General features: G+C 50.3%; 16 protein-coding genes and 2 tRNA genes. 9 read left to right on the forward strand and 9 right to left on the reverse strand.

Going from position 1 to position 22,109, the window contains the following annotated elements; translation table 11 throughout:
* Positions 1–8: 8 nt before the first annotated feature.
* The 7 genes from ACQ6WK_RS07480 (at position 9) to polA (ending at position 10,847) form a co-directional block, all read left to right on the forward strand.
* Entirely contained in the window at positions 9–1,043 is a 1,035-nt protein-coding gene (locus ACQ6WK_RS07480) for a hypothetical protein (RefSeq protein WP_432800120.1), read from the forward strand.
* A gap of 97 nt (positions 1,044–1,140) precedes the next feature.
* Positions 1,141–2,403 (forward strand): glutamate-5-semialdehyde dehydrogenase, encoded by a 1,263-nt coding sequence (locus ACQ6WK_RS07485; RefSeq protein WP_432800385.1) that lies wholly within the window; start codon positions 1,141–1,143, stop codon positions 2,401–2,403.
* A 105-nt stretch (positions 2,404–2,508) separates the two neighbouring features.
* Positions 2,509–3,129 carry a hypothetical protein gene (locus ACQ6WK_RS07490; protein ID WP_432800121.1) on the forward strand — a complete coding sequence of 207 codons (621 nt, stop codon included), beginning with the start codon at positions 2,509–2,511 and terminating at the stop codon, positions 3,127–3,129.
* 51 nt (positions 3,130–3,180) lie between these two features.
* A complete protein-coding gene (locus ACQ6WK_RS07495; protein ID WP_432800122.1) occupies positions 3,181–3,816 on the forward strand; it encodes an HAD family hydrolase in 636 nt (211 codons plus the stop codon).
* 12 nt (positions 3,817–3,828) lie between these two features.
* The gene (locus ACQ6WK_RS07500; RefSeq protein ID WP_432800123.1) at positions 3,829–4,665 is read left to right on the forward strand and encodes a hypothetical protein; all 837 of its coding nucleotides are present in this window, start codon (positions 3,829–3,831) and stop codon (positions 4,663–4,665) included.
* 82 nt (positions 4,666–4,747) lie between these two features.
* Positions 4,748–7,861, forward strand: coding sequence for a phosphoribosylformylglycinamidine synthase subunit PurS (locus ACQ6WK_RS07505; protein WP_432800124.1), 3,114 nt, complete (start codon positions 4,748–4,750; stop codon positions 7,859–7,861).
* Positions 7,862–7,970: 109 nt separating this feature from the next.
* Positions 7,971–10,847, forward strand: a complete 2,877-nt coding sequence (gene polA / locus ACQ6WK_RS07510) for a DNA polymerase I (protein ID WP_432800125.1) — start codon at positions 7,971–7,973, stop codon at positions 10,845–10,847.
* Positions 10,848–10,854: 7 nt separating this feature from the next.
* Here polA and ACQ6WK_RS07515 read toward each other — a convergent pair whose 3' ends face one another.
* Genes ACQ6WK_RS07515 through ACQ6WK_RS07530 form a run of 4 tightly spaced genes read right to left on the reverse strand, consistent with a single transcriptional unit; the run spans position 10,855 to position 18,340 of the window.
* Positions 10,855–11,973 carry a type II asparaginase gene (locus tag ACQ6WK_RS07515; protein WP_432800126.1) on the reverse strand — a complete coding sequence of 373 codons (1,119 nt, stop codon included), beginning with the start codon at positions 11,971–11,973 and terminating at the stop codon, positions 10,855–10,857.
* Between the two features lie 40 nt (positions 11,974–12,013).
* On the reverse strand, positions 12,014–13,666 hold the full coding sequence (locus ACQ6WK_RS07520; protein ID WP_432800127.1) for a hypothetical protein: 1,653 nt from the start codon (positions 13,664–13,666) through the stop codon (positions 12,014–12,016).
* A gap of 17 nt (positions 13,667–13,683) precedes the next feature.
* On the reverse strand, positions 13,684–16,998 hold the full coding sequence (locus ACQ6WK_RS07525; RefSeq protein WP_432800128.1) for an efflux RND transporter permease subunit: 3,315 nt from the start codon (positions 16,996–16,998) through the stop codon (positions 13,684–13,686).
* Positions 16,999–17,008: 10 nt separating this feature from the next.
* A complete protein-coding gene (locus ACQ6WK_RS07530) occupies positions 17,009–18,340 on the reverse strand; it encodes an efflux RND transporter periplasmic adaptor subunit (protein WP_432800129.1) in 1,332 nt (443 codons plus the stop codon).
* 176 nt (positions 18,341–18,516) lie between these two features.
* Here ACQ6WK_RS07530 and rlmN point away from each other — a divergent pair, with 176 nt between their 5' ends.
* Both rlmN and ACQ6WK_RS07540 read left to right on the forward strand, forming a co-directional pair.
* Positions 18,517–19,635: a 23S rRNA (adenine(2503)-C(2))-methyltransferase RlmN gene (gene rlmN / locus ACQ6WK_RS07535; RefSeq protein WP_432800130.1), complete on the forward strand. Its 1,119-nt coding sequence runs from the start codon at positions 18,517–18,519 to the stop codon at positions 19,633–19,635.
* Between the two features lie 53 nt (positions 19,636–19,688).
* A tRNA-Arg gene (locus tag ACQ6WK_RS07540) sits at positions 19,689–19,762 on the forward strand.
* A gap of 44 nt (positions 19,763–19,806) precedes the next feature.
* Here the strand turns inward: ACQ6WK_RS07540 and ACQ6WK_RS07545 are convergent.
* The 5 genes from ACQ6WK_RS07545 to ACQ6WK_RS07565 all read right to left on the reverse strand — a co-directional run bounded on the left by ACQ6WK_RS07545 (position 19,807) and on the right by ACQ6WK_RS07565 (position 22,106).
* Positions 19,807–20,091, reverse strand: coding sequence for a hypothetical protein (locus tag ACQ6WK_RS07545; protein ID WP_432800131.1), 285 nt, complete (start codon positions 20,089–20,091; stop codon positions 19,807–19,809).
* Between the two features lie 172 nt (positions 20,092–20,263).
* Positions 20,264–20,337: transfer RNA gene (locus tag ACQ6WK_RS07550), tRNA-Asp, on the reverse strand.
* A 263-nt stretch (positions 20,338–20,600) separates the two neighbouring features.
* On the reverse strand, positions 20,601–21,074 hold the full coding sequence (locus tag ACQ6WK_RS07555; RefSeq protein ID WP_432800132.1) for a 3-hydroxyacyl-ACP dehydratase FabZ family protein: 474 nt from the start codon (positions 21,072–21,074) through the stop codon (positions 20,601–20,603).
* 122 nt (positions 21,075–21,196) lie between these two features.
* Positions 21,197–21,379 carry a histone H1 gene (locus ACQ6WK_RS07560; RefSeq protein ID WP_432800133.1) on the reverse strand — a complete coding sequence of 61 codons (183 nt, stop codon included), beginning with the start codon at positions 21,377–21,379 and terminating at the stop codon, positions 21,197–21,199.
* 175 nt (positions 21,380–21,554) lie between these two features.
* Positions 21,555–22,106, reverse strand: coding sequence for an isochorismatase family protein (locus tag ACQ6WK_RS07565; RefSeq protein ID WP_432800134.1), 552 nt, complete (start codon positions 22,104–22,106; stop codon positions 21,555–21,557).
* Positions 22,107–22,109 lie beyond the last annotated feature (3 nt).

Below are 22,109 nucleotides of genomic sequence, written 5' to 3' on the forward strand. Positions count from 1 at the left end.
GGCTGACGATGAAGAGTTCGATTTTTGACAAAATCAAAACAATCTTCGCGGTGAGTTTGATTACCGTGCTGGTATGGCTATGGGCGGAAGGTCGTAATGTTGATGATTACACCAGCGAAGCGATTACGGTGAGATTTGTGACGCCTGGGCGTGAAGATTTGCGCGTGGAACCGGAGACGGATACTGTTAAGATTAATTACCGCGCTTCGGTAGATCAGTATGATCGCTTGGAAGAGTATCTGAAGCAGCGTCATGCGATTGATATTGATGTAGCTGAAAACTTGAACGGCGATGACCGTGCGGTTGTGGGTGTATCGTTTAAAGCACGCCTAGCAAGTGACAGTATTTTTAGTGAGCTTGGGATAAGCGTAGAGAGTGTGAAGCCAGAGAGTGCGCTGGTGACGGTGGAGAAACTGGTAACGCGGTCAGTGCCGTTGAAGGTGGAACTAGGGAATGGGGATGTGCAGATCGCGCAAGCACAGGTGGTGCCAGAGACGGTGGAGGTGCAAGTGCCTGCGTCGCTTGTTGAGAAATTAAACAATTTGGCATTACCGGTCAGTTTGCACGAGAGTGATCTTGCGAATGTGAAAGCAAACGAGGCAGAGAGTGTGCAGGTTGCGGTGGAATTGCCCAAGTGGTTAAGGGACGAAGGGGCCGAGCCGAAGCCGCGAAGTGTGCAGGTTAATTTTATTTTAAAGAACCAGCGTGAATCTTACGTGGTGCGGACGGTGCCGATTAATATTATGGTGCCTGCGTCTGTGTTGGAGCGGTATGAGTTTGTATTGCCGGAGGACAAATGGGTCATTCCGGATGTGGAGGTTCAAGGACCGGCAGATGCGATTGAGAAAATCCGCAAGGGCGAAATAAAGCTGACGGCGGTTGTACGTCCGACGTTGAGTGAGTTGGGTGCTGGAGAAATGCAATTGCCAGTGGATATTTTGAAGCCGGACGATGTGCAGGTGGTTTCAACGCTGCCAAATCTGACGGTGCAGGTTCGGGCCAGAAACGAGGCAAGCGAAACGGCAGCCGGGGGCGGATTCTAGCGGTTTTTTGGCGATTTGCTATGCGGTCGGGCATGACCGTTGTGGATGAGCTTATTGTGGCAAGGCCTGCTACAATAGGTGCGTTATGACAACCACTATTGAAAACATAAAAACATATTGTGACGGATTAGCTGAACGTGCGCAGGCAGCTAGCCGGGCGCTGTCGGCTGTTCCGGGTTCTGTTCGTGATGAAGCACTTCGTGAGATTGCCAAGGCGATCCGTGGGTCAGCAGATACACTCAAGGCCGCGAATGCGAGGGACCTTGAGGCAGGCGAGGCAAACGGACTAACTGCCGCCATGTTAGATCGCTTGAAGATTGATGATGCAGCGATTGAAAAGATCGCTTCGTCGGTGGACCAGATCGCGGCGCAGAACGATCCTCTGGGAGCAATTCTTGAAGGCAAGGTTTTGCCGAATGGGATCAAGCTACAGAAGGTACGGGTAGCGATCGGGGTGGTGCTGATTATCTTTGAGAGCCGGCCGAACGTGACTAGCGATGCGGCTGCGCTTTGCTTGAAGAGCGGGAACGCGACAGTATTGCGTGGGGGCAAAGAGGCGGTGCATTCGAACATGGCCTTGGCAGCTTGCGTTCAGGCGGGATTGAAAGCGGCAGGCTTGAATCCTGACACCGTGCAGTTGGTTGAAACCACCGACCGTGCGGCAGTAGGTGAACTGCTTAAGCAAGAAGGCAAGATTGATCTGTGCATCCCACGTGGCGGCAAGAGCTTGATCAAGGCGGTAGTTGAGCAGGCGCATATCCCGGTGATCAAGCACTACACAGGGAATTGCCATACCTATGTTGATGGCCAGTGTGATGCGGACATGGCGGTGGATCTGTGTGTTAATGCGAAAACGCAGCGAACGGGTGTCTGCAATGCGACCGAGACGATTCTGTTGCACAAGGATTTGATCGAGAATGGTATTGCAAAACGAATCTGCGATGCGCTGGTTGAGAAGGGCGTTGAAATCCGCGGTGATGATCGTGTTCGTGGTATTTGTGATACAGCCAAGCCCGCCACTGAAGAAGATTGGGGCGAAGAATACTTGGACATGATCGTAGCGATGAAGGTCGTTGACAGTCTTGATGAGGCGGTAGATCACATCAATGCGTATGGCTCAAAACACACCGACGCGATCGTGACCACAAGCATTGATGCTGCAGAACGATTTACGAAGCTGACTGATACAGCCAATGCATTTGTGAACTGTTCAACAAGGTTCAGTGACGGCGGCGAGTATGGTCTTGGCGCAGAGATCGGGATCAGTACGGACAAATTGCATTCGCGCGGACCGATGGGAGCAGCTGACCTGACGACCTACAAATGGATTGCGACGGGGAACGGGCAGTGTCGCGGCTGATTTTGCCATCACCTCCCTGCCCTCCCCATGACTGCCAGTCATAGGCTTGATGATGTAACACATTTTTTGCTCAACCGAATAACCGGAATACAGAAGGGATGAGACATGTCGGACATCAGTGAATCTGAACTACAGGATTATGCAACCTATTTTGCGGATGAGCACTATCTGGTACGCCGCAAGGTTTTGAAGCTGATGGGCGGCGCGTTTCATGTGTACAACACCGCAGGCGAGGTAGTGATGTACTCCAAGATGAAGGCTTTTAAGCTGAAGGAAGATATTCGGTTATACACCGGGGAGGACATGACCAAGGAGCTGCTTTGCATTTCCGCCCGGAGCGTGCTGGATTTTGGTGCGACCTATGACGTGATTGATTCGGGAAGTGGCGTGAAGGTTGGGGCGCTGCGACGAAAAGCGATGAAATCGATTCTGAAAGATGAGTGGCTGATTCTGGGTGCAAACGATCAAGAGATCGGAAAGATCGTTGAGGATTCGACTTTGAAGGCGGTGCTTCGGCGATTCGTTGATTTTGCGGCATTGTTGATGCCTCAGAAATACCATGTAGAAATGGACGAGCAAACGCTGACGACGATGCAGCAAAATTTCAATCCGTTTGTGTACAAACTGGATGTCGATTTCAGTGGTGACGGCGCGTTCCGCTTAGACCGGCGTTTAGGCATGGCAGCCGCAATTCTACTGGCAGCAATTGAAGGCAAGCAGAGCTAAACAGCGCAGATATGCGATTGGCGAAGCGATGCAACGTGACGGGATACGATGATGATCAAATTGGTGTGCTTTGATTTGGGCGGAGTGATGGTGCGGTTGTGCCGTGGGTGGCGGCATGCGTGCGAAAAGGCGGGTGTGGACGTACCCACAAAGATTGATGATGCTGATGCGCTATTACACATGCGCGATGCGGTGGTGCAGAACGAGATCGGGGTGATGGGGCAGGATGTGTTTCTAGACGAAGTCGGTTGGCTGTTTGATATGTCTCGGCACGATTTGCAGGCAGCAAGCGATGCGTACTTGGATGGCATGTATGATGGGATATGTGATTTGATCAATGCGGTGAAGGCGGCAGGTGTGAAGACCGCGTGCCTGTCAAACACAAACGAGAATCATTGGCGGATCATGACGGGGGGAAATGGTGTGAACGCCTTGCCCTTGGGGGAATTGGACTACCGGTTTGCGAGTCAGTTGATTGGGGATCGAAAGCCGAACGAAAGCATCTATCGTCATGTGGAAGAAGTGACAGGTTTGGCGGGTGAGTCAATCATGTTTTTTGATGATTCGGCAGTGAACATTGCTGCAGCAGCAAAGTGTGGTTGGGCCGCAAGACACGTGACGGATCAAACCGAGCCAGCGAGAATGATGCGGGCGTACTTGGAAGAAGCTGGCGTGCTTGGCACATAGGAGTTGTTTGGTTTGGGCGATGAGAATAGCCAACAGGAAGTGCGAGGGTTGGTGAGCGGGAAGAAAGTTTTCTTGCTGACGTTGCTCGTGTGCGTGGTGGTGCCGTTTATGGGGGTTGGAGTAGCGCTGTGGTATGCGGGGGGGCTTGTGGGTGTGAGTGCGGAGAAGACAGAGGAAGTGGGGTTTGCTTGGGGCTCGCGGCGGAGCTGGCCTGCTCTACCGGTGAAGCAGACGAAGATCGAATACAAACCGGGGCACAAGCCACCGTTTGAGGGTCGCGTACGGCGGAATCTAGATTTCAGCATCAACGCGGATGATCTGGCTGAGATCAAAAATTCATCGCAAGCGGTGATGGATTTTTTTGTGAGTCGGCAAGATGAGGCTGCATATTCCACGGCAATGAATGGCATTGAGAAAGAGCCTGAACAGCGACTTTTTTACACCGATTATGTACAAAGCCATTTGGTGCAGCTTGTGGGAAACGATGATGAACTGGGCGATCGTCTGCGAAAACGTGCTTTTGAAAAGGCGCCTGCGGCAATTGTGCTACGGTTTGTGGATGCATCAGGGCGACCTGTAGCGGGTGAGACGATTGAGCCAATAGAGATCGTTTGCGCTCAGGTGAGCAACCGCGTGGTGGATCAGGGGGTGCGATTGTTGTATCCGGCTGAAAAGACGGACGAAAACGGCTATATTTATCTGCCTGTGTATGACACGGTGCTGCGGTTTTCACGGCGGCCTGAGATTAAAGGGGTGAAGGTGGATCTCGGAATCGTGCGGTGGTTTGAGTTTCCGGGGCGGGTAGGATTGCTTGAGGCCACGGTGACACGATTGGATAAGGTGGGGTGATAAGCGTGTTGCGCGAAGCACAAAAAACAAATGGCATATATGAATATGTGCTTGATGTGATAATAAACGATGATGGATCCAGATGGATCAGGGAGTCATGATGACCGCTGAGGTGCAGACCGAAATTTCAAAGACTGGTGAGCTTCGAGTGTATCGATTTGAGATTCGGCCCAAGCCGGGCGAGATTGATCCGCACGGCGCGCGTATTCTTGCAGACGCTCAGGCTGCGTTTGGGGGCGTGGCGGCAGTGCATACGACCGAGTTGTTTTTGATTGAGTCGCCGATGACCGGTGCACAGGCGGAGCAGGTTGCCGCGGAGTTGCTCAGCGATTCGGTGAACCAGCGCTATGAGATCGGGATTACGCCAGCCGATGAGCAATCGGCGGTGTTGGAAGTGCATTACAAGCCGGGAGTAATGGACCCGGTCGCACAATCAACACGGTCAGCCATCAAAGAGATGTTGCCGGAGATCGATCTTGAGGCTGTGGATGTTCTCACCGGGCGGCGGTTTGATTTTGAATTTGCTGCAGGTTCAGAAAAGGCCAGCCGAACAGAACTTCATGCGTTTGCCGAACGGCACTTGGCCAACCCCGTCGTGCAGGATATTCATGAAGATCATTATCTCCCAAATGCTTTTGTGCATGGACACCGATATGAATTGAATCTCGGGCATGTGCCTATCCGTGAGTTAGACGATGCCGGGCTGATGAAGCTGTCTCGTGAGGGACATTTGTTTTTGAGCCTGGACGAGATGAAGTGCATCCAGCAGTATTATCAGGATGCAGGCCGCGTACCGACGGACATTGAGCTTGAAACACTGGCCCAGACGTGGTCCGAGCACTGTGTACACAAAACGCTGAAATCATCAGTGCGGCTGGAAGAAGATGGCGGCGTGAGTATCCCGTCACTTGCCGCTGATGCGATTAGCGATCGCCCCGGCCACACGCTCAATGAAGACGGTTCGGTCACGGTTGAAAACCTGCTGAAGTACACCGTCGCCGCTGCGACCTTTGCGCTGATGAAGGAAGAGCCCTACAAGAGCTGGTGCGTCAGCGTGTTTGAAGATAACGCTGGCATCGTGCGGCTGGATGATGAAGACGGCGTGTGCATCAAGGTCGAAACGCACAACCACCCTTCTGCGATCGAACCTTACGGCGGCGCAGCCACCGGCATCGGCGGCTGCATCCGTGACATCATGGGCACTGGCCTGGCCGCGCAGCCCATCGCCAATACCGACTCCTTCTGTGTCGCGCATCCCAATACTGAAACGCTGCCGAAAGGTGTGATCCATCCGAAGCGCACCTTGGAGCAGGTCGTGGCGGGCGTGCGCGACTATGGCAACCGGATGGGCATTCCAACCGTCAATGGTTTGGTTCATTTCCAGGAAGATTTCATCGGCAACCCGCTGGTCTTTGCTGGCTGCATCGGCATCATCCCGCTGGATAAATGTTTTGGCACGGCACAGCCCGGCGACCGGATCATCGCACTCGGCGGTGCTACTGGACGCGACGGCATTCACGGCGCGACTTTCTCCAGTGCGGAATTGACCGACACACATGCCGATGAATTTTCACACGCAGTGCAGATCGGTAACGCCATCACACAAAAGAAAACTTTGGACGTGATCATGCAGGCGCGTGAAGTGGAGGGCGGTCCGTTATTCAGCGCGATCACCGATTGCGGTGCGGGTGGGTTCAGCAGTGCCGTCGGCGAGATGGGCGAAAAAGTCGGCGCCAACGTGCAGCTTGATCACGCGCCGCTGAAGTATCGTGGTTTGAGCTATACGGAAATTTGGATCAGTGAGGCGCAGGAACGGATGGTACTTGCGGTGCCGGCTGATCGTGTGGATGAACTACAAAGTATGTGCGAGGCGGAGGATGTCGATTTCTGCGACTTGGGGGAATTTGGCTGCTATGAAAACGAAAAGCCGATGCTGGTACTAAATTACCGTGGGACGGAAGTGGGCCGCCTCTCGATGCACTTGATGCACGAAGGAATCCCAACGCCGCTGCGTGAAGCGAAATGGGATTCAAAAACAGCGGGCGGCTATGCATCCCGCGATACCGATCGTGAAAGCAAACCGATGGACATCGAAACAGCGCTGAAAAAAGTTTTGGCGCACCCGAATGTTGCATCCAAGCACTGGATCGTGCGGCAGTATGATCATGAAGTGCAAGGCGGGTCGGCAATCAAGCCGCTCGTTGGACCGATGCAGGACGGACCGGGCGACGCATCCGTGGTGCGGCCGAAGCATAACAGTATGAAAGGCGTATCGCTGTCGTGTGGGGTCGCGCCGAACCTGTCGGAGAAATCCACCGCTGCAGGCATCGCTTCCGATGGCGATTCATACTGGGCTACGCTCGCCTCGATAGATGAAGCGGTCCGCAACGCGGTGTGCGTGGGTGCGAATCCTGCGCGGATTGCGATTCTGGATAACTTCTGCTGGCCCGGCTGTGATGATCCGTATTTGATGGGATCACTGGTGCGTGCGGCGGAGGCGTGTTACGACGGCGCGATGGCATATAAGACACCGTTTGTCTCGGGCAAGGATTCGCTGAACAATCAGTTCACCACGGATGATGGCACGAAATACACGATCCCGCAGACGCTCTTGGTGAGTGCGATGGGGATTGTGGAAGATGTACGGCAGTGTGTGACGATGGATGCGAAAGCAAGCGGTAACTTGCTACTGATGGTTGGCGAGACTGATGCAGCGATGGGCGGGTCACATTATTGCGATCTATTCGATGATGATTCGCGGCAATTGCACATCCCGCATGTTGATCTGAAGCAAGGTCCAGCAACAGCCAACGCGGTGGCAGGATTGATTGCAGGCGGGCTGGTGAAGTCGGCGCATGATTGCAGCGATGGAGGCTTGCTGGTTGCAGCAGCAGAGATGGCTTTTGCGGGTCGGGTCGGTTTGGATCTTGATTTGCAGGGCTTGCCGAAATCAGGTGAGATCGATCAGGTAGCTGCATGCTTTAGCGAATCAGTAAGCCGATACCTGCTGGAGGTTTCGCCGGAGGATCTAAACAACGTGTTGGTGAAGCTGCAAGAAGCCGGTATTGCGGTGGGTCAGGTTGGGAGCTTTGCCGATCATGACCGTTTGACACTCAAGTGCGACACGACTGGGCGTGTACTTGATGTTTCGCTTGAAGCATTGCTTGAAAGCTGGCAAGCACCATTGGACTGGTAATCGCCATTGACATGTATGATAAAAAACCGCTGAAAATCAGCGGTTTTTTTATGGCACCGATCACGGTAGTGAGATATCGGGATGTGGTATGCGGCGGTATAATCCGCATATGCCAACGAAGAAAACCAAACGGACATTATATTTGATTGATGGTCACGCTCAGATTTTTCGCGCGTACTATGCGATCCAGAGCAACATGACCAGCCCAGTAACAGGCGAGCCCACGGGCGCAAGCTTTGCGTTCACCAGCATGTTGTACAAGTTTTTTGAGCAGCACCAGCCTGAGCATGTGGTGATGGCGATTGACATGCCAGGCAAAACCTTTCGGCACGATCTTTATGAAGATTACAAGGCGAATCGCGAGTCGCCGCCGGAGGATTTCGTTCAGCAGCTGCCACGCATTTTTGAGATCACCAAACGGTTCGGCATCAAGATCATTGGGGTGGACGGTTATGAAGCGGACGATGTGATTGCGACGATCGCAGATCAAACCATGCGTGATCCGGCGTTAGAAGATGTGCAGGTGATGATCTTGTCACGGGACAAAGATTTGGAGCAGCTTCTGACCCCGCGGGTGGCGATGCTGGATCTGTTCAAGGAAGAAGTCATTGATCTGGCGGCTTTGGAAGCGTCAAAGGGGATTAAGCCGGAAGAAGTAGTAGAACTACAATCGCTTACAGGAGACAGTGTCGACAACATACCCGGTGTTGAAGGGATCGGCGCGAAAACAGGGATCAAACTTATTCAAGAATACGGCACCGTCGATAACCTGCTTGCGCATATTGATGAGATCAAAGGCAAACGAAAAGAAAAGATCTTAGCCGCAAAAGATATGCTGCCGGTGTATCGTGATTTGGTAACACTCAAACGCGATCTCGATCTTGATTATTGTTTTGATGACGCAGCGGTACAGCTAGCAGACACTGAAACACTGCGAACGATCTTTAAGGATTTGGGTTTCCGTAGACATATCACGGATCTCACCAAGCTGGGCGGGAAAGTGGAAGAGAAAGAAGCCAAAGAAGTCAAAGAAGAAAAGCCACCAGCGGATGGCTTGTTTGCACCAAACCTGTTTACGCAGGGCAATGATGGCAAAAATGATGGGAGTGAAAGTTTTGTGCGTCAAAAAGGTTTTTCAGCCACGGAAGATTATGATTACAAAGCTATCAAGACCAAAGCGGAACTTGATGGGTATGTAAAAAAACTAGATACGGCTAAATCATTTGCGATTGATACGGAAACGGTTGGGCTCGGGCATCGAACCGATATCTGCGGGATTTGTCTGTCATACGAAGCAGAAGAAGGCGTCTATGTGCCGACACTATCCCCGCAGCAGGATGAACATCTTGATACCTCAACAGTACTCAAAGAAATTAAGAAACCTGTTCAAGATCGGGGAATTGAAAAGCTTGGACATAATCTGAAGTACGATTATCTGGTGCTACGGCAAGCGGGCGTGAAAATGGAAGGGCCGATGTTTGATTCAATGATTGCGGCATGGCTGACCGAACAGCCCGGCTTGTCGATGGATCATTTGGCGTACGCGCTTTTACAACACGAAGCGACATCTATTAGTGAGCTGATTGATGTCGATGCATCCAAAGGGAAGAAGCGAAAGAGCGACAAACCGACGTCGATGGAAAAAGTGCCGCTGGAACAGATCACTAAATATGCGGCGGAAGATGCGGATTTAACCCTGCGGTTATGCCATTTGTTCAAAGAAAAACTTGAGGCTCAAGGCCTAACGAAGTTGGCAGAAACGGTGGAAATGCCGCTGGTCAAGGTGCTCGCTGAGATGGAATATGCGGGGATTAAGGTTGATCCGGTGGAGCTGGATAAGCAGCGAGAGGGACTGGAAAAGCGAGTCGTTGAACTTCGAGATCAGATTATAGAGAAGTGTGGTCTGCCGTTTAATGTGGATTCGCCCAAACAGCTTGGCGAGGTGTTGTTTGAGAAGCTCAAGTTCCCTGTGATTCGTAAAACGAAAACCGGTGCCTCAACCAGCGCGGAGGTGTTGGAGAAATTGTGCGAGCTTGACGATTTGCCAGAAGAAAAACGCGCGATTCCAAAGCTGATTGTGGAGTATCGCCAACTCAATAAACTCGTGAACACGTATTTGGTCAATCTCAAGGAAGCCATCGAACCAGACACCGGCAGGATTCATGCTTCATTCAACCAAACCGGAACCGCAACCGGACGATTGTCATCAAGCAATCCGAACCTACAGAATATTCCAGTGCGAACCGATGTCGGGCGGGAGATCCGCCGAGCATTTGTAGCAGAAAAAGATCATGTTCTGGTCAGCGCGGATTATTCGCAGATTGAGTTGCGCGTGCTGGCTCATCTGAGTCAGGACCAATCGTTGCTCAGTGCCTTTCGTAGTGGCGCAGACATTCATGCAGCAGTGGCGGCGAATGTATTTGGTGTGCCGATAGATGAAGTGACTAGCGAACAGCGCGGGCGGGCGAAGACGATCAATTTTGGGATTATCTATGGCATCACGTCATACGGTTTGGCTCGGCGGATCGAGGCGCTAAGTCAGGGAGAGGCAAAGCAACTCATTGATGATTACAACGCACGTTTCCCAGGGATCGAAGCGTTTTTGTCGCAATGTGTGCAAGATGCGATCAGTGACGGGTATGTCAAAACGATGCTCGGCAGACGGCGATCGATCCCGCAAATTACCTCGCGCAATGGCCAAACCCGTGCGTTAGGAGAACGGCTTGCGATCAATTCTGTCGTGCAAGGTTCGGCAGCAGACCTGATCAAGGTTGCGATGGTCAATCTGCATCAACGAATCGAAAAAGAGAAGCTGCCGATGAGATTGCTTTTACAAATTCATGACGAATTGATCATCGAATGCCCGCTCGATCAGTGTGAAGCGATGGGCGCAATACTCAAAGAAGAGATGGAGGGGGCCATGAGCATGTCAGTGCCACTTGAAGTTGAAGTTGGTTCTGGCGCGAGTTGGTACGAAGCAAAGTAATTTTGGTTTAGTATTCATGAAAGATGCGTTGTAGTTCTTTGGTGTCCTGCGTTTGTAGCAGCGCAAGCTTCAGAAGAATACGAGCTTTCTGAGCGCTAAGGTTGTCGGCAACAACAAGATCATATTCATCATCATTGATTTCATTGTTGCGCGTAACTAAGCCAGCAGGAATACGAGACGCGCGTACGACGATGACGCCCTTCTCTCTAGCACGTTTAACTGCATCAAGCCCAGCGTTCGACATATTGCCGTCACCGACACCGTTGATGACGATACCCTTATAACCGAGGTTAACTGCAGCATCGATGAGATCGCCGGACATGTTGCTGTATGCAGGAATGATCGCGACACGAGGAAGTTTCGTCTCTGGAGTAATACGAAACTCACTGTTGGTTGTGTGACGTTTCAAGGGCGTGATGACAGGGTTGTACTCGCCGTAGAGAATGTGCCCGATGGGGCCTTGGTTGGGCGCTCTGAATGAATCGGTGCGATGGATATCCATTTTAAGGACATCACGTGCACCGAGGACATAATCGTCCATGACGATAACGGTGCCAAAATTGTTAAGCGTAGGATTGGCTGCAGCTGAAACAGCGTTATAGAGATTGATAGGTCCGTCGGCGCTGAGAGAAGTTGCGGGCCGTAGCGCGCCGGTGAGGACGATAGGCTTGTCAGATTCAGAAACAAGGTTCAGGAAGTAGGCTGTTTCTTCCATGGTATCGGTGCCATGGGTGATGACGATGCCATCAACATCATCTTGTTTGAGCAGTTCGTTTGTACGGTTAGCAAGCGCGATCCAATCATCGTCAGTAATATTTTGACTGGCAATTTGCATGACTTGCTCGCCAGTAACGTTGGCACGTTCTTGGACTTGTGGCACAGCGTCAATAAGCTGTTGTACACCAAGTGTACTGGGTTTGTAAACCAGATCGACTTCGCTGTCAGCAGAACCAGCGATGGTACCACCGGTAGCGAGGATAATGATATTCGGTTTTTCGGTTTTTGTTGTATGAACGGGGGGTGGTGATGGCGTTTTCTTCTCGTCAGGCTCAGCGTGGATAAGTGTAGTGAACGAAAAGAATAGAAGTGCTGATAACAGGCTCTGGCGGATCAAATCGTGATGCATAAAAATCCCCTTTGCTTTAGTATCTCGTTTTATCAATATATTATGATTGTAGGCTAGCTAGAATGTTTTGAGTCAACTCCCAGAAGCCTTTTTCTCTGAATGGGGTAGGCGCCCCGGGAAGGGTGCCTATACGCTGAGTGTGGTGATTCCAATGGGATTGAGCGCTGAGGATTCGTTGTGTAATGGCTTGAACGAGGGAATCGTCACGTGTCTCGCGGAACTGTTTATGTTTGATTAGGCCGTCGATTAAAAGTGTGATGGTTTCGATGAGCGATTCTGCGTAGATGAGTGAAGTGACAAGCGGCTCAATCTTCGAACGATTCTCTTTGTTTTGAGCTTGTTGCAGTTGTGTACGAGCGCGTCCGATCATGTCGAGAACATTTTGTTTTTCAGCCAATGCTTTGGCCGCTTCTTTTGCTGTAAGTTTTTCTAGGAGCCGAGCAAGCGCGTCGGCGTCAAAAACATCATCTTGAATCCAATCCGCATTTGGATACCAACCATCAATACGTTTGCGAGCAAAGGGTTCAATGTAGAATGCCTGTCGCACCATGGACTCGCTGTCTAAAAGAATTTTAACAATGATTTGTACTACAGATTCATCTTGAATATTGAGTTGTTCACGAACCCAATGGCTGGCCACATCTTCAGGTGCTGTTTCTGGATTGTCTGCAAGTTGTATTGCAGCATAAACATTTGCATCAATCCAAGATTCACTTGAGATAAAAGGACCACCCCAGCCTCCGCCGCGGACCCATGCAAATATGCCTGAAAAACTGGTATGTTTCGAAATATTTTTTATGCCTGCAGATTGTTCTTGCTCAACCGTTTCAGGCATACCGTTTTGCCAAATCGGGTATTGCCAATTGCAGAAACTGCCTTTGCCCTCGAACTCACGTTGGCATTGCAATTCATACAGGATCGGACGGTTGCCGAATTGGAGTGAAGATTTGTTCCAAGTTTGATATCGCCAGAAATCTGTATGGGTAAATTTGAAGGAGAGGATAAGGCGATCATCGTTTTCGTCGCCGGGGAGTTTGGCGGCAAGTTTTTGTGCAAGTTCAATCGAATCATGAAGACCATTCGGACGTACATTCCAAGCACGAACAATGAGTTTCTTTTGATGGTGATTCACGATGATGTCATAGGCGCGATTGATGGCCTCGGTGATGCGGTCCAGTTTGGAAAGATTGCTGCAACGTGGACAGTAAGGACTGTAAATGTCGTTACCAAGGAGGTAGGGAAGACGGGGCGCATCGGTATCGCCAAAGCGAAGGACGATACCATCAACATGCCGCCAATTTTGAAGGTGTGTTTCTAGAGCTTGCATGCAAAGGTCGTAGGCTTTGCTGCTAGCAGGACAAATCGTGTCAGTGCGGTTTTTACAGTTGATCGAGGCCGGACTGAGATCAACAATGTCAGCAGGAAGTACGAGCATGTCATAGAAAAGGTAGACAGCTAGCTCGGCAGCGCGTGCTTTCTCGATTTCCTGTTCGACACACTGTGTGTGGTTTTTGATCCAGCGTTTCATTTCGTCAGATTTGATATCTTCGAGCTGGTTCAAGCCGGAGAGTGCGGTGGTAGGATAAAGAACAACACCGTTGAAACCGAGCTGTTTGAGATGGCTTGGATCGTGATAGCGTGAATCAATAAGCGGCTCACCAGGATTTTCAATCAGTGTTGCGAGTTTTAGCATGAGCATTCTGCCTACGATCAGGATGGTTCAGCACTTACAGATTGCGATAATCTACTATGTGTGGTTGGGTCAAGCAGACTATTCTTTTCTTCTCTGATAAAAGTGTAATACGAGAGAGGGATGATGAACAGTTGGAGAAGCGTGGCGAAGCCGAGACCGAACATGATAGAGATCGTAAGGGGTTGCCAAAATTCGCCGCCACCGCTGATATTGAGTGCGAGAGGAATGAGTCCACCGATCGTGGTAACAGTGGTAAGGAAGATGGGCCGAAGGCGGAGTTGCCCTGCCCTGATACATGCTTTCTCAGTGGACAATCCCGCTTTCTTAAGATGATTGATAAAATCGACGAGGACGATCGCGTCATTGACGACAATACCGGAAAGCGCAACGACACCGATCATAGCTGAGACGGAGAAATAGAATCCGCAGAGCATGAGACCAATGGAAACACCAACGAGACTGAGAGGGACACTGAAGAGGATGATTAGCGGCTGAAGAAAACTATTGAACTTCACGGTAAGAATGATCATCATCGAGCAGGCTGCAACGATGAATGCTGTATTCAAATCTTCAACGGCATCATCACGTACAGAGTTTTCGCCTCCAAATTCAACAATCACTTCGTCGTCCGATTGAATAACTTTATTTTTGCGATCAATCACGAGACGATGTTGTTGGGTTGACGAAAGATCAGGCCTGAGTTCAGAGACGAGCATTGATTTAATATCATCAGGAATGACGCCGTCTTCAAGTTGAGCACGAACATTGATGACACGCTTTTGATCATAGTGGCGGATAACATTGGCGTTATGTTGTCGCTGAACATCCGCAACCTGTGAAAGCGAAACAATACTGCCATTTTCCGTGCGCAGCGGGAGATTCCGCATGTCGTAGAAATCATCCCGTTTGGATTTTGTATTACGAATACGAATATCAATTTCTTCATCACCGCCAAAATCAACATCGCTAACACGGACTCCCTCGAGAGCGAAGTTGATGCTGCTCGCAATTTGTTGCGTGGTTACATCGTAAAGGCTAGCTGTCGCTCGATTGGGTGAAATGACGATCTCTGGCCGGAGACGGTAATCACTTTCGACATCATATGTGCCGGGCATTTTAGTGAGAAACTGTTCGATCTCGTTTGCTTTTTCAGCTAGCCGATCGAAAGAGGTATCTGATTGCCCCATGATGCGGATCAGCACAGGTGCGCCGGTTGGCGGCCCTTCTTCTTGAACACGTGCATGGACCTTGAGGCCGGGAATATCAGGGAGCTCGGCAACGACAGCCTTGCGGATTTCTTCTGCAGTACGATCACGATTTTCAGCAAGTTCAAGTTCGATATAAACAAGGCCAAACTCAGGACCAGCCCCCTGCCCATTGTCGAGATTGGTGTTGAGCGCACCAGGTTCACCGATGGTGGTAACTGGACGGACGCGGTAGGTCGACCCGGGCGGTTGATACCATTCTTCTTCACGGACAGCACGCAGCACTGATTTTTCAATTTCCGCTGCGGCAGCAACGGTTTTCATCTCCATGGATGATCCAAGTGGCATCTCAAAGTAAACCTGCAAAATGGGCGTATCTGCTTTTGGAAAAAACTCAAAACGGATCGCGCCCATGACGAATAAGAATACAGGAGTGAGTGAAACAACAACCGAAAGCGCGAGCACTTGAAGCCGATGGTGTAGGGCATACTGAATCATGCGCCCATAGACTCGGCGAACCGAGCTTGAGGTCGCGCTGGCATCAGCGTTTTGAATTTCGATTTCATCAGGTGTGAGTTGAGCTAACTTATCACGATCAATATTAATGATCTTGTTGCGCGGCACCTTCATGACATACATGCTCATAACCGGCAGAAGGAAGTGGTCGACCAACATAGCTGCCAGCAGCGCAAACATCACAACAGTGGGAAGCAGGCTCATGAAGTCGCCCATCACACCGCGGATGAGAAACATCGGGCCAAAAGCAGCAAAAGTTGTGAGGTAAGCGCCTATAAGTGAAGGGCCGACCTCATGAATGCCACGTTTCGCAGCATCAACTGGTGCTTCGCCAAGTTCACGGTGGCGGAAAATGTTTTCACCGACAATGATACAGCCATCAACCACCATACCGATGATAAGAATGAGCGCAAAAAGCGTCATATTGTTAATGGCGATGTCGGGCATGAAGGTACGTTTGGCAAGCCACATCAGTGCGCCGGAGGTGAGAATCGCAAAAGGAACGGCAATGCCAATGAGAAAAGCATTACGCCAACCAAGCGCGACCCAGAGAATGATGATGACGAGCATGGTGCCATAAACAGCTGACATGCCGAGTTGGGAGATCATGTAGCGGATCTCACGGGCTTGCGATCGGACGGTGCCGATGATCGTGTTTTCACCATTACCATCTGCGATAAATTGATCGACCATGGATTGAATGGTTTCAGCAGCTCCAAGCACGTTCACATCGGTCTTTGCTCGGGCAAGCAGTACGACCGCATCATCGCCGTCATAACGGGCAAGGCTAACAGGGTCTTTGTGTCCCATCTTGACCTCAGCAATGTCACGCAGCATGACGGGCTTGTTGTCTTCCATGCCAACAGGAATCATTTCGATCGCGTGTAAATCGGCCAACTTCGTTTTGGCTCGGACTCGTGCTTCCACACCGGTCTTGGCACTGATCTCGCCAGTAGGAGAGTCCATATTGGCATTGCTGATCGCAGCTGCGACTTGGCCATAAGTGAAGCCATAGAGCGTCATTTGATCCGGATCAATATCAATGGTGACTTCATCTTCGAGACCACCAAAAATATCGACAGCAGAAATACCTTGAACGCCTTCAATTTGTCGTTTGATGCGTTCAGCAATACGCCTGCGCTGCTTTGAATCGTCTCCACCCGCAATCACAACCTGGATAACAGGGAAATCTTCAAAGGCAATATCAGTGACAATTGGTCCGGGATCGGTTTGCGCATCTTCGGGAAACTCACCTTTGATACGATTGATGAGGCTTTCAACATCACGTTTCGCCTCTTTGACTTCCACGCCATCATCGAAGATGAATTGGATGAGCCCTGCGCCGTTCACGGATTGGGAAAGGACAGCCCCCTCATCACGAAGCCCAGTGAGTGTTCCAACTTCCTCTTCAATTTTTCGAATGATTTGCGCTTCGTTTGTGGCAGGCGATGAGCCGGGATTTGGGATCGCGACAATAATCACCGGAAGTTTAGCGCGTGGGGTACGCTCTTTCGGGAGTGACATGGCCGCCGCAAAACCTAACAGACACAATAAAATGCCTGCAAGAATAACGAGCCTCGGTTTTTCAATCGCGTAGTCGCTTATCGACATGGAAACCTCATTATTGCGTGGCGGCAGGCGCATTTTCTTTTGCGGTGATCATAATCGAAGGTTTAATATGATCGTTACCCGATCCGGGATTATCAACAACCTTGATAGGTTGACCATCGACCAAACTGAGCATGCCTTGGACGACACATTCATCACTGTTCCCGGGGAGAACAGTCGTAAGGTAAGCATCACGGTTGATGTAAAGTGGCTCGAAATCAACTTGCTTGGCTAATACCTGTTCGCCATTTTGTTGTGGCTGAGCCATGAACACAGTCACGCGGTTACCCCGCTTCTTCGCGGCGGTTACTGGGATCGCATAAGCTTCGATTTCTCTCACGTTAATCTCTGCTTTACCGATCATACCGGGACGCAAAGTGCGGTCCGCATTGTCGATTTCAATTTCAACATTAAATAAACCTGTTTTATCATCTGCGATAGGGGGAATCACTTTGATGATGCCTTTACGGGAAACGGTTTGCTGAGTGGCCGATTCTTCGTTTCTATTAATGGGTGAACTACGCAGTGCTTCAACAACCACTTCAACTTCCTGATTGAGATGGAGCAAGCCGAGCTTCCGTTCAACGACACCTACAACAAGATTAACTTTGTTAATGTCAACAATCGTAACAACATTGTCCGCGGGTGTAACCATCTGTCCGAGTTCAGAAGGCACATATGCGACAGTGCCGTCGATTGGTGAAAGTAAAGTTGTATCTTTGAGATTGACCGCAGCAACAAGCCGTGCCGCTTCCGCAGCATCGAACTCAGCGATGGCCTGGAGTTTACCTGCATTGGCGGTTTCGACCGCAGCCTTGGCAAGCTTGACCGCAAGATCAGATCGCTCAAGTTCACGTTTGGTTGCTGCATTCTTACCATAAAGAGATGCGACTCGACCACGTTCTAGTTTCGCATCATCCAATCTTGCAATTGCATCAGCGATCTGTGCTTCTGCAGCAGCTTTTGATGCAGATGCTTGTTCCTTTGAAGCGAGCGCCGATGTTAATTGTGCTTCATAACGATCATGCTCAAGTTTGGCGATGACCTGATCTTTCTTTACTCGCTGACCTTCATCAAGCTGTGTGTTTTTCTTACTGCCCAGTTGCGTGACGCGGCCAGAGATCTGAAACGCCATATCGACACGTGATGTCGGCTCAATCAAGCCATAGAAGGCTTCCTGAATGGTTTGTTTTTCTTTGACCAATTTATGTGTATAGACTGTTTTGGCCGGGATGTTTTTTTCTTCGGTCAGATCCGGAACTTCACTAGCCCGATAGACACCCACCAGCACAATCAGGCCGAGGATAGCTCCGAAAATCAAAAAAACCAGAAGGTTTGATTTCATATTGTTTCCGCGTTTCTTAGTGTTGCAGGCCGAAGACCGTTACGTGAGCCGATAAAATCCATCGGCTATCTCCACGATGCGGACAATTATAGTCGATCCGCAGCTAGATGTACTCTAATGTCGGCACATCGGAGGCTTAGGCGTTTGTTATTCTCTACGTTACAATGTCGCTTTCCATGACTGAGAAGCAACACATCTTCGATTACACGCAGACGGAGCTGATTGAAACCTGCAAAGCCCTTGGTTTAGCCGGTTTTCGCGCGAAACAAATCCTCGAATGGGTATATACGAAATTCGTCTCTGATCCGGCAACGATGACCAATCTGTCACAAAAGGATCGAGCCCTGATTTCGGAACATTTCAGTTTCGAACACGGCAAAATAATCCGTCATCAACTTGCTACCGATGGCACACAAAAACTGCTCATCGATTGGTCACTCGAAAGTCATGCAGATGAAAACACAACGGACACAAACCCACTACAAGTGCTAGGACAAGAATCGCCGGAATCACAAACCGAGTGCGTAATGATTCCTTCACAAAACCAATCCGGCACAGTGCGCAAAACAGCGTGCATCTCCAGCCAAATGGGATGTCCAGTAGGTTGTAAATTTTGCGCATCGGGGATTAGTGGCTTGGATGGCAACTTAACAGCAGGCCAGATTGTTCAGCAGGTTTGGCAACTATCACGATTGCCGGAAGTTGAGCGTATTTCGAATATCGTTTTCATGGGGATGGGCGAGCCGCTGGCGAATTTCAACGCGGTCCTGAAAGCGATTAAGATCATCAACGCGCCGTGGGGCATGGGTGTCGGGGCCCGTAAAATCACTGTGAGTACGGTGGGATTGCCCGCTCAGATCAAACGCCTTGCAAAACTTGAATTGCCGGTCACATTGGCGATTAGTCTGCATGCACCGAATGATGAAATTCGTCGTGAATTGATTCCTTGGGCGGAGTATGTGACGATCGCACAATTGCTTGATGCAGCCCATGAATATTTTGAAGTAAGTGGACGTGAAATCACGCTCGAATACATTTTGCTTGGAGGTGTGAACGATCAACCAGAACATGCCCGTGAGCTTGCAAAATTGGCAAAGCAGATTCGGTGTAATATCAATCTCATTCGCTACAACGAAGTCAAGGGGATGCCGTACACCCGCCCAATGGATCAAGATGTGCTTGATTTTCAGCAGATCCTCGCAGCGACAGGTATCAACACACATATTCGAGCCTCGCGCGGCAGAGATATTGCCGCCGCATGTGGGCAGCTACGCCACGAACATGCCAAATCCTGATAAACTTTCTTTGCTTGAAGCATCCAGCCCGGTCGATATGATTGAGGCCCAGAGCACCCGTAGCTCAGTTGGATAGAGCAGCTGACTTCTAATCAGCAGGTCACAGGTTCGAATCCTGTCGGGTGTATTTCATTTCTTCCGTGATCGTGAGAGCAACCGAGCAACTAACAATTAGAAAAGAGAAGCTTGTGCCCCAACAATGGCGGCTGCAATCGCGGCACCAAAAAGCAGTAGCACGAAGAGCACGATCAAACTACCGAGTCCGCCAATGACCAATCCGCCGATCGCCATACCGCGTGGCTTTTTGAACACCGCGATTAAACTCATCAAGAAGCCGATCGGGCAGAGTATGCCACCGAAAACTAGGCCAACAATGGAAACGATCAGCCCTGCCGTGCCAAGTGAATTGGTTTCATGTTTGTGGATGTGTACTTGTGGTTGTTGAACTTGTGACATGGGGTTTCTCCAAGAAGTACGTGATGTGTGATGCAATAGCTTGGCATAAAGGGCTGATATGACAATTCTGCATCATGTGTGATGTGGCCGCAAGATGGCAGTTGCAATTTCCATGAATTGGCTGGTCGGCGCATAAAAAAACCCTGCATTTCGCAGGGTCATTCTCGTTAAACGAGAGCGACGGGGGTCGAACCCGCAACCTCTGGATCGACAGTCCAGTGCTCTAACCAATTGAGCTACGCTCCCAGGTTGCCAATCGCTTCGACTGCCGCATGGACTGTCTTTCAGCGAGAGAGGTAATTTACCCACTTCTGACACAATGTCAACCAGCCCCGGCGCAATGCCTGCGTGCTGCCGCACTTATCCACAATCCCTGTAGGCCCTTAGGTCAGCGAAGCCAATGAATTCATACACAATACGGCTCCTTGGAGGATCACAAAAAAGCAGCGTCTTAGCGCTGCCTAGATCGTTCAATTTGCTTACTGTAATTCCTGCCGTGTGGGGCCGATTTACATCGGCATACCAGTAATGGTTGCCTCGAAGACAAGCTTGCCATTCACAAGCCCTTGCACTTGGCATACACAACGCTTGCGGCGAAAATCGGTTTCCTTCACCAGCAAATAGATCGTGTCACCAGGTGCAACCTGCCCACGGAATTTGACACCGTCGACACCTGCAAAGCCCATGAAGTGTTGGCCAGGCATTTTGGACAGACACGTATAACTGGAAAGCTGTGCAGCTGCTTCTATCATAAGCACACCGGGGAAAATCGGTCTGCCGGGGATATGCCCTTCAACCCAAAATTCATCATCACGAACGTCCTTGCGAGCAACAACTTTGCCTTCGTCAAAGTTCTCGTACACGATCGCATCAAGTAACCGCATGTGCCCACGGTGAGGATTGACGTTTTCGATGAAATCGACGTCTCTCACAACCTGGCTTAGATCAATATCACTGATGTCGTATAAAAGCTGAGGTGCCATAAGCGCAATGATAGTCCGTTATAGTGTGAGCAATTCATCTCAAAAAAAGTCGAACACATCAGCTGCAATTCTAAGTACTCGCAGATGGCTCGATGACAAACTAGATATTGCTAAGAGGGGGTTTAGCCTTCTTCGCTCTCACGGTGTTCAAGAATCTCTTTACGGAGTTCCTGTGCTACGTTCTTAACTTCCTGCATCTGCTTACGAACGCGCGTGCCAGCAGCCTTATTGCCGCCTGCAGCTTTGCGGATATCGTCTTCGACGGATGCAACAAGATTCTTCAACTGTTCATATGTCTCTAGCATGCTTATCTCCTGTTAGCGTCTAACATCATCTTGCCCGTCTGGCAGGATGGAAAAGTAGCGTACAGAGCAATTTCGCTTTCGGCAACTGCCTCACGTCATGCCCCGAATCATACCAGCAAGTCCTTTGCTGGCCTCTGAAGGGCAAATTGTCGCACGCAAACCCATGTCTTGTCAATTACTTAATGAAACCCCTGACATTTTTGAACACTGGATCTGCAGCATCCTCCACCATCTCAAAAACCGCAGATTCCACCGTCATACCCAGTGCCCCGCTGTCCAGCATTCGCCTGATTGCTGTATCACGGTCCAATACACTTCGGCTCGCCACCGCATCGATCAACAATCCCACCTCATAATCACGCCGTAGGAGATCAAGCACGCTCTGCATCACACACACGTGAGCCTCGGTCCCCATCACCAGCACCTGCTTCCGGCCAACGCGGTTTAACGCCGCTTCAACCTCAGACGTGATCCCAGAAAATCGCGATTTCTCAAATATCGGTGCGTCACCCGCAAGCGACATGATTTGCTTAACGGTACGCCCAAGCCCTTTGGGATATTGCTCTGTTACCAACATGGGAACGTTCATGGCCGTAGCGCATTGAAGCATAACCTCTGCTCGACTTAACACCTGTTTATGGTCATGTAGCACAGGCATGAGCCGCTCCTGAAAATCAATCACGAGTAGTACCGCGTCATCACGGTGAAATGAGGTGATGTGCTTCATGAA

The organism is Poriferisphaera sp. WC338 (assembly GCF_050931845.1).
Taxonomy (GTDB): domain Bacteria; phylum Planctomycetota; class Phycisphaerae; order Phycisphaerales; family Phycisphaeraceae; genus Poriferisphaera.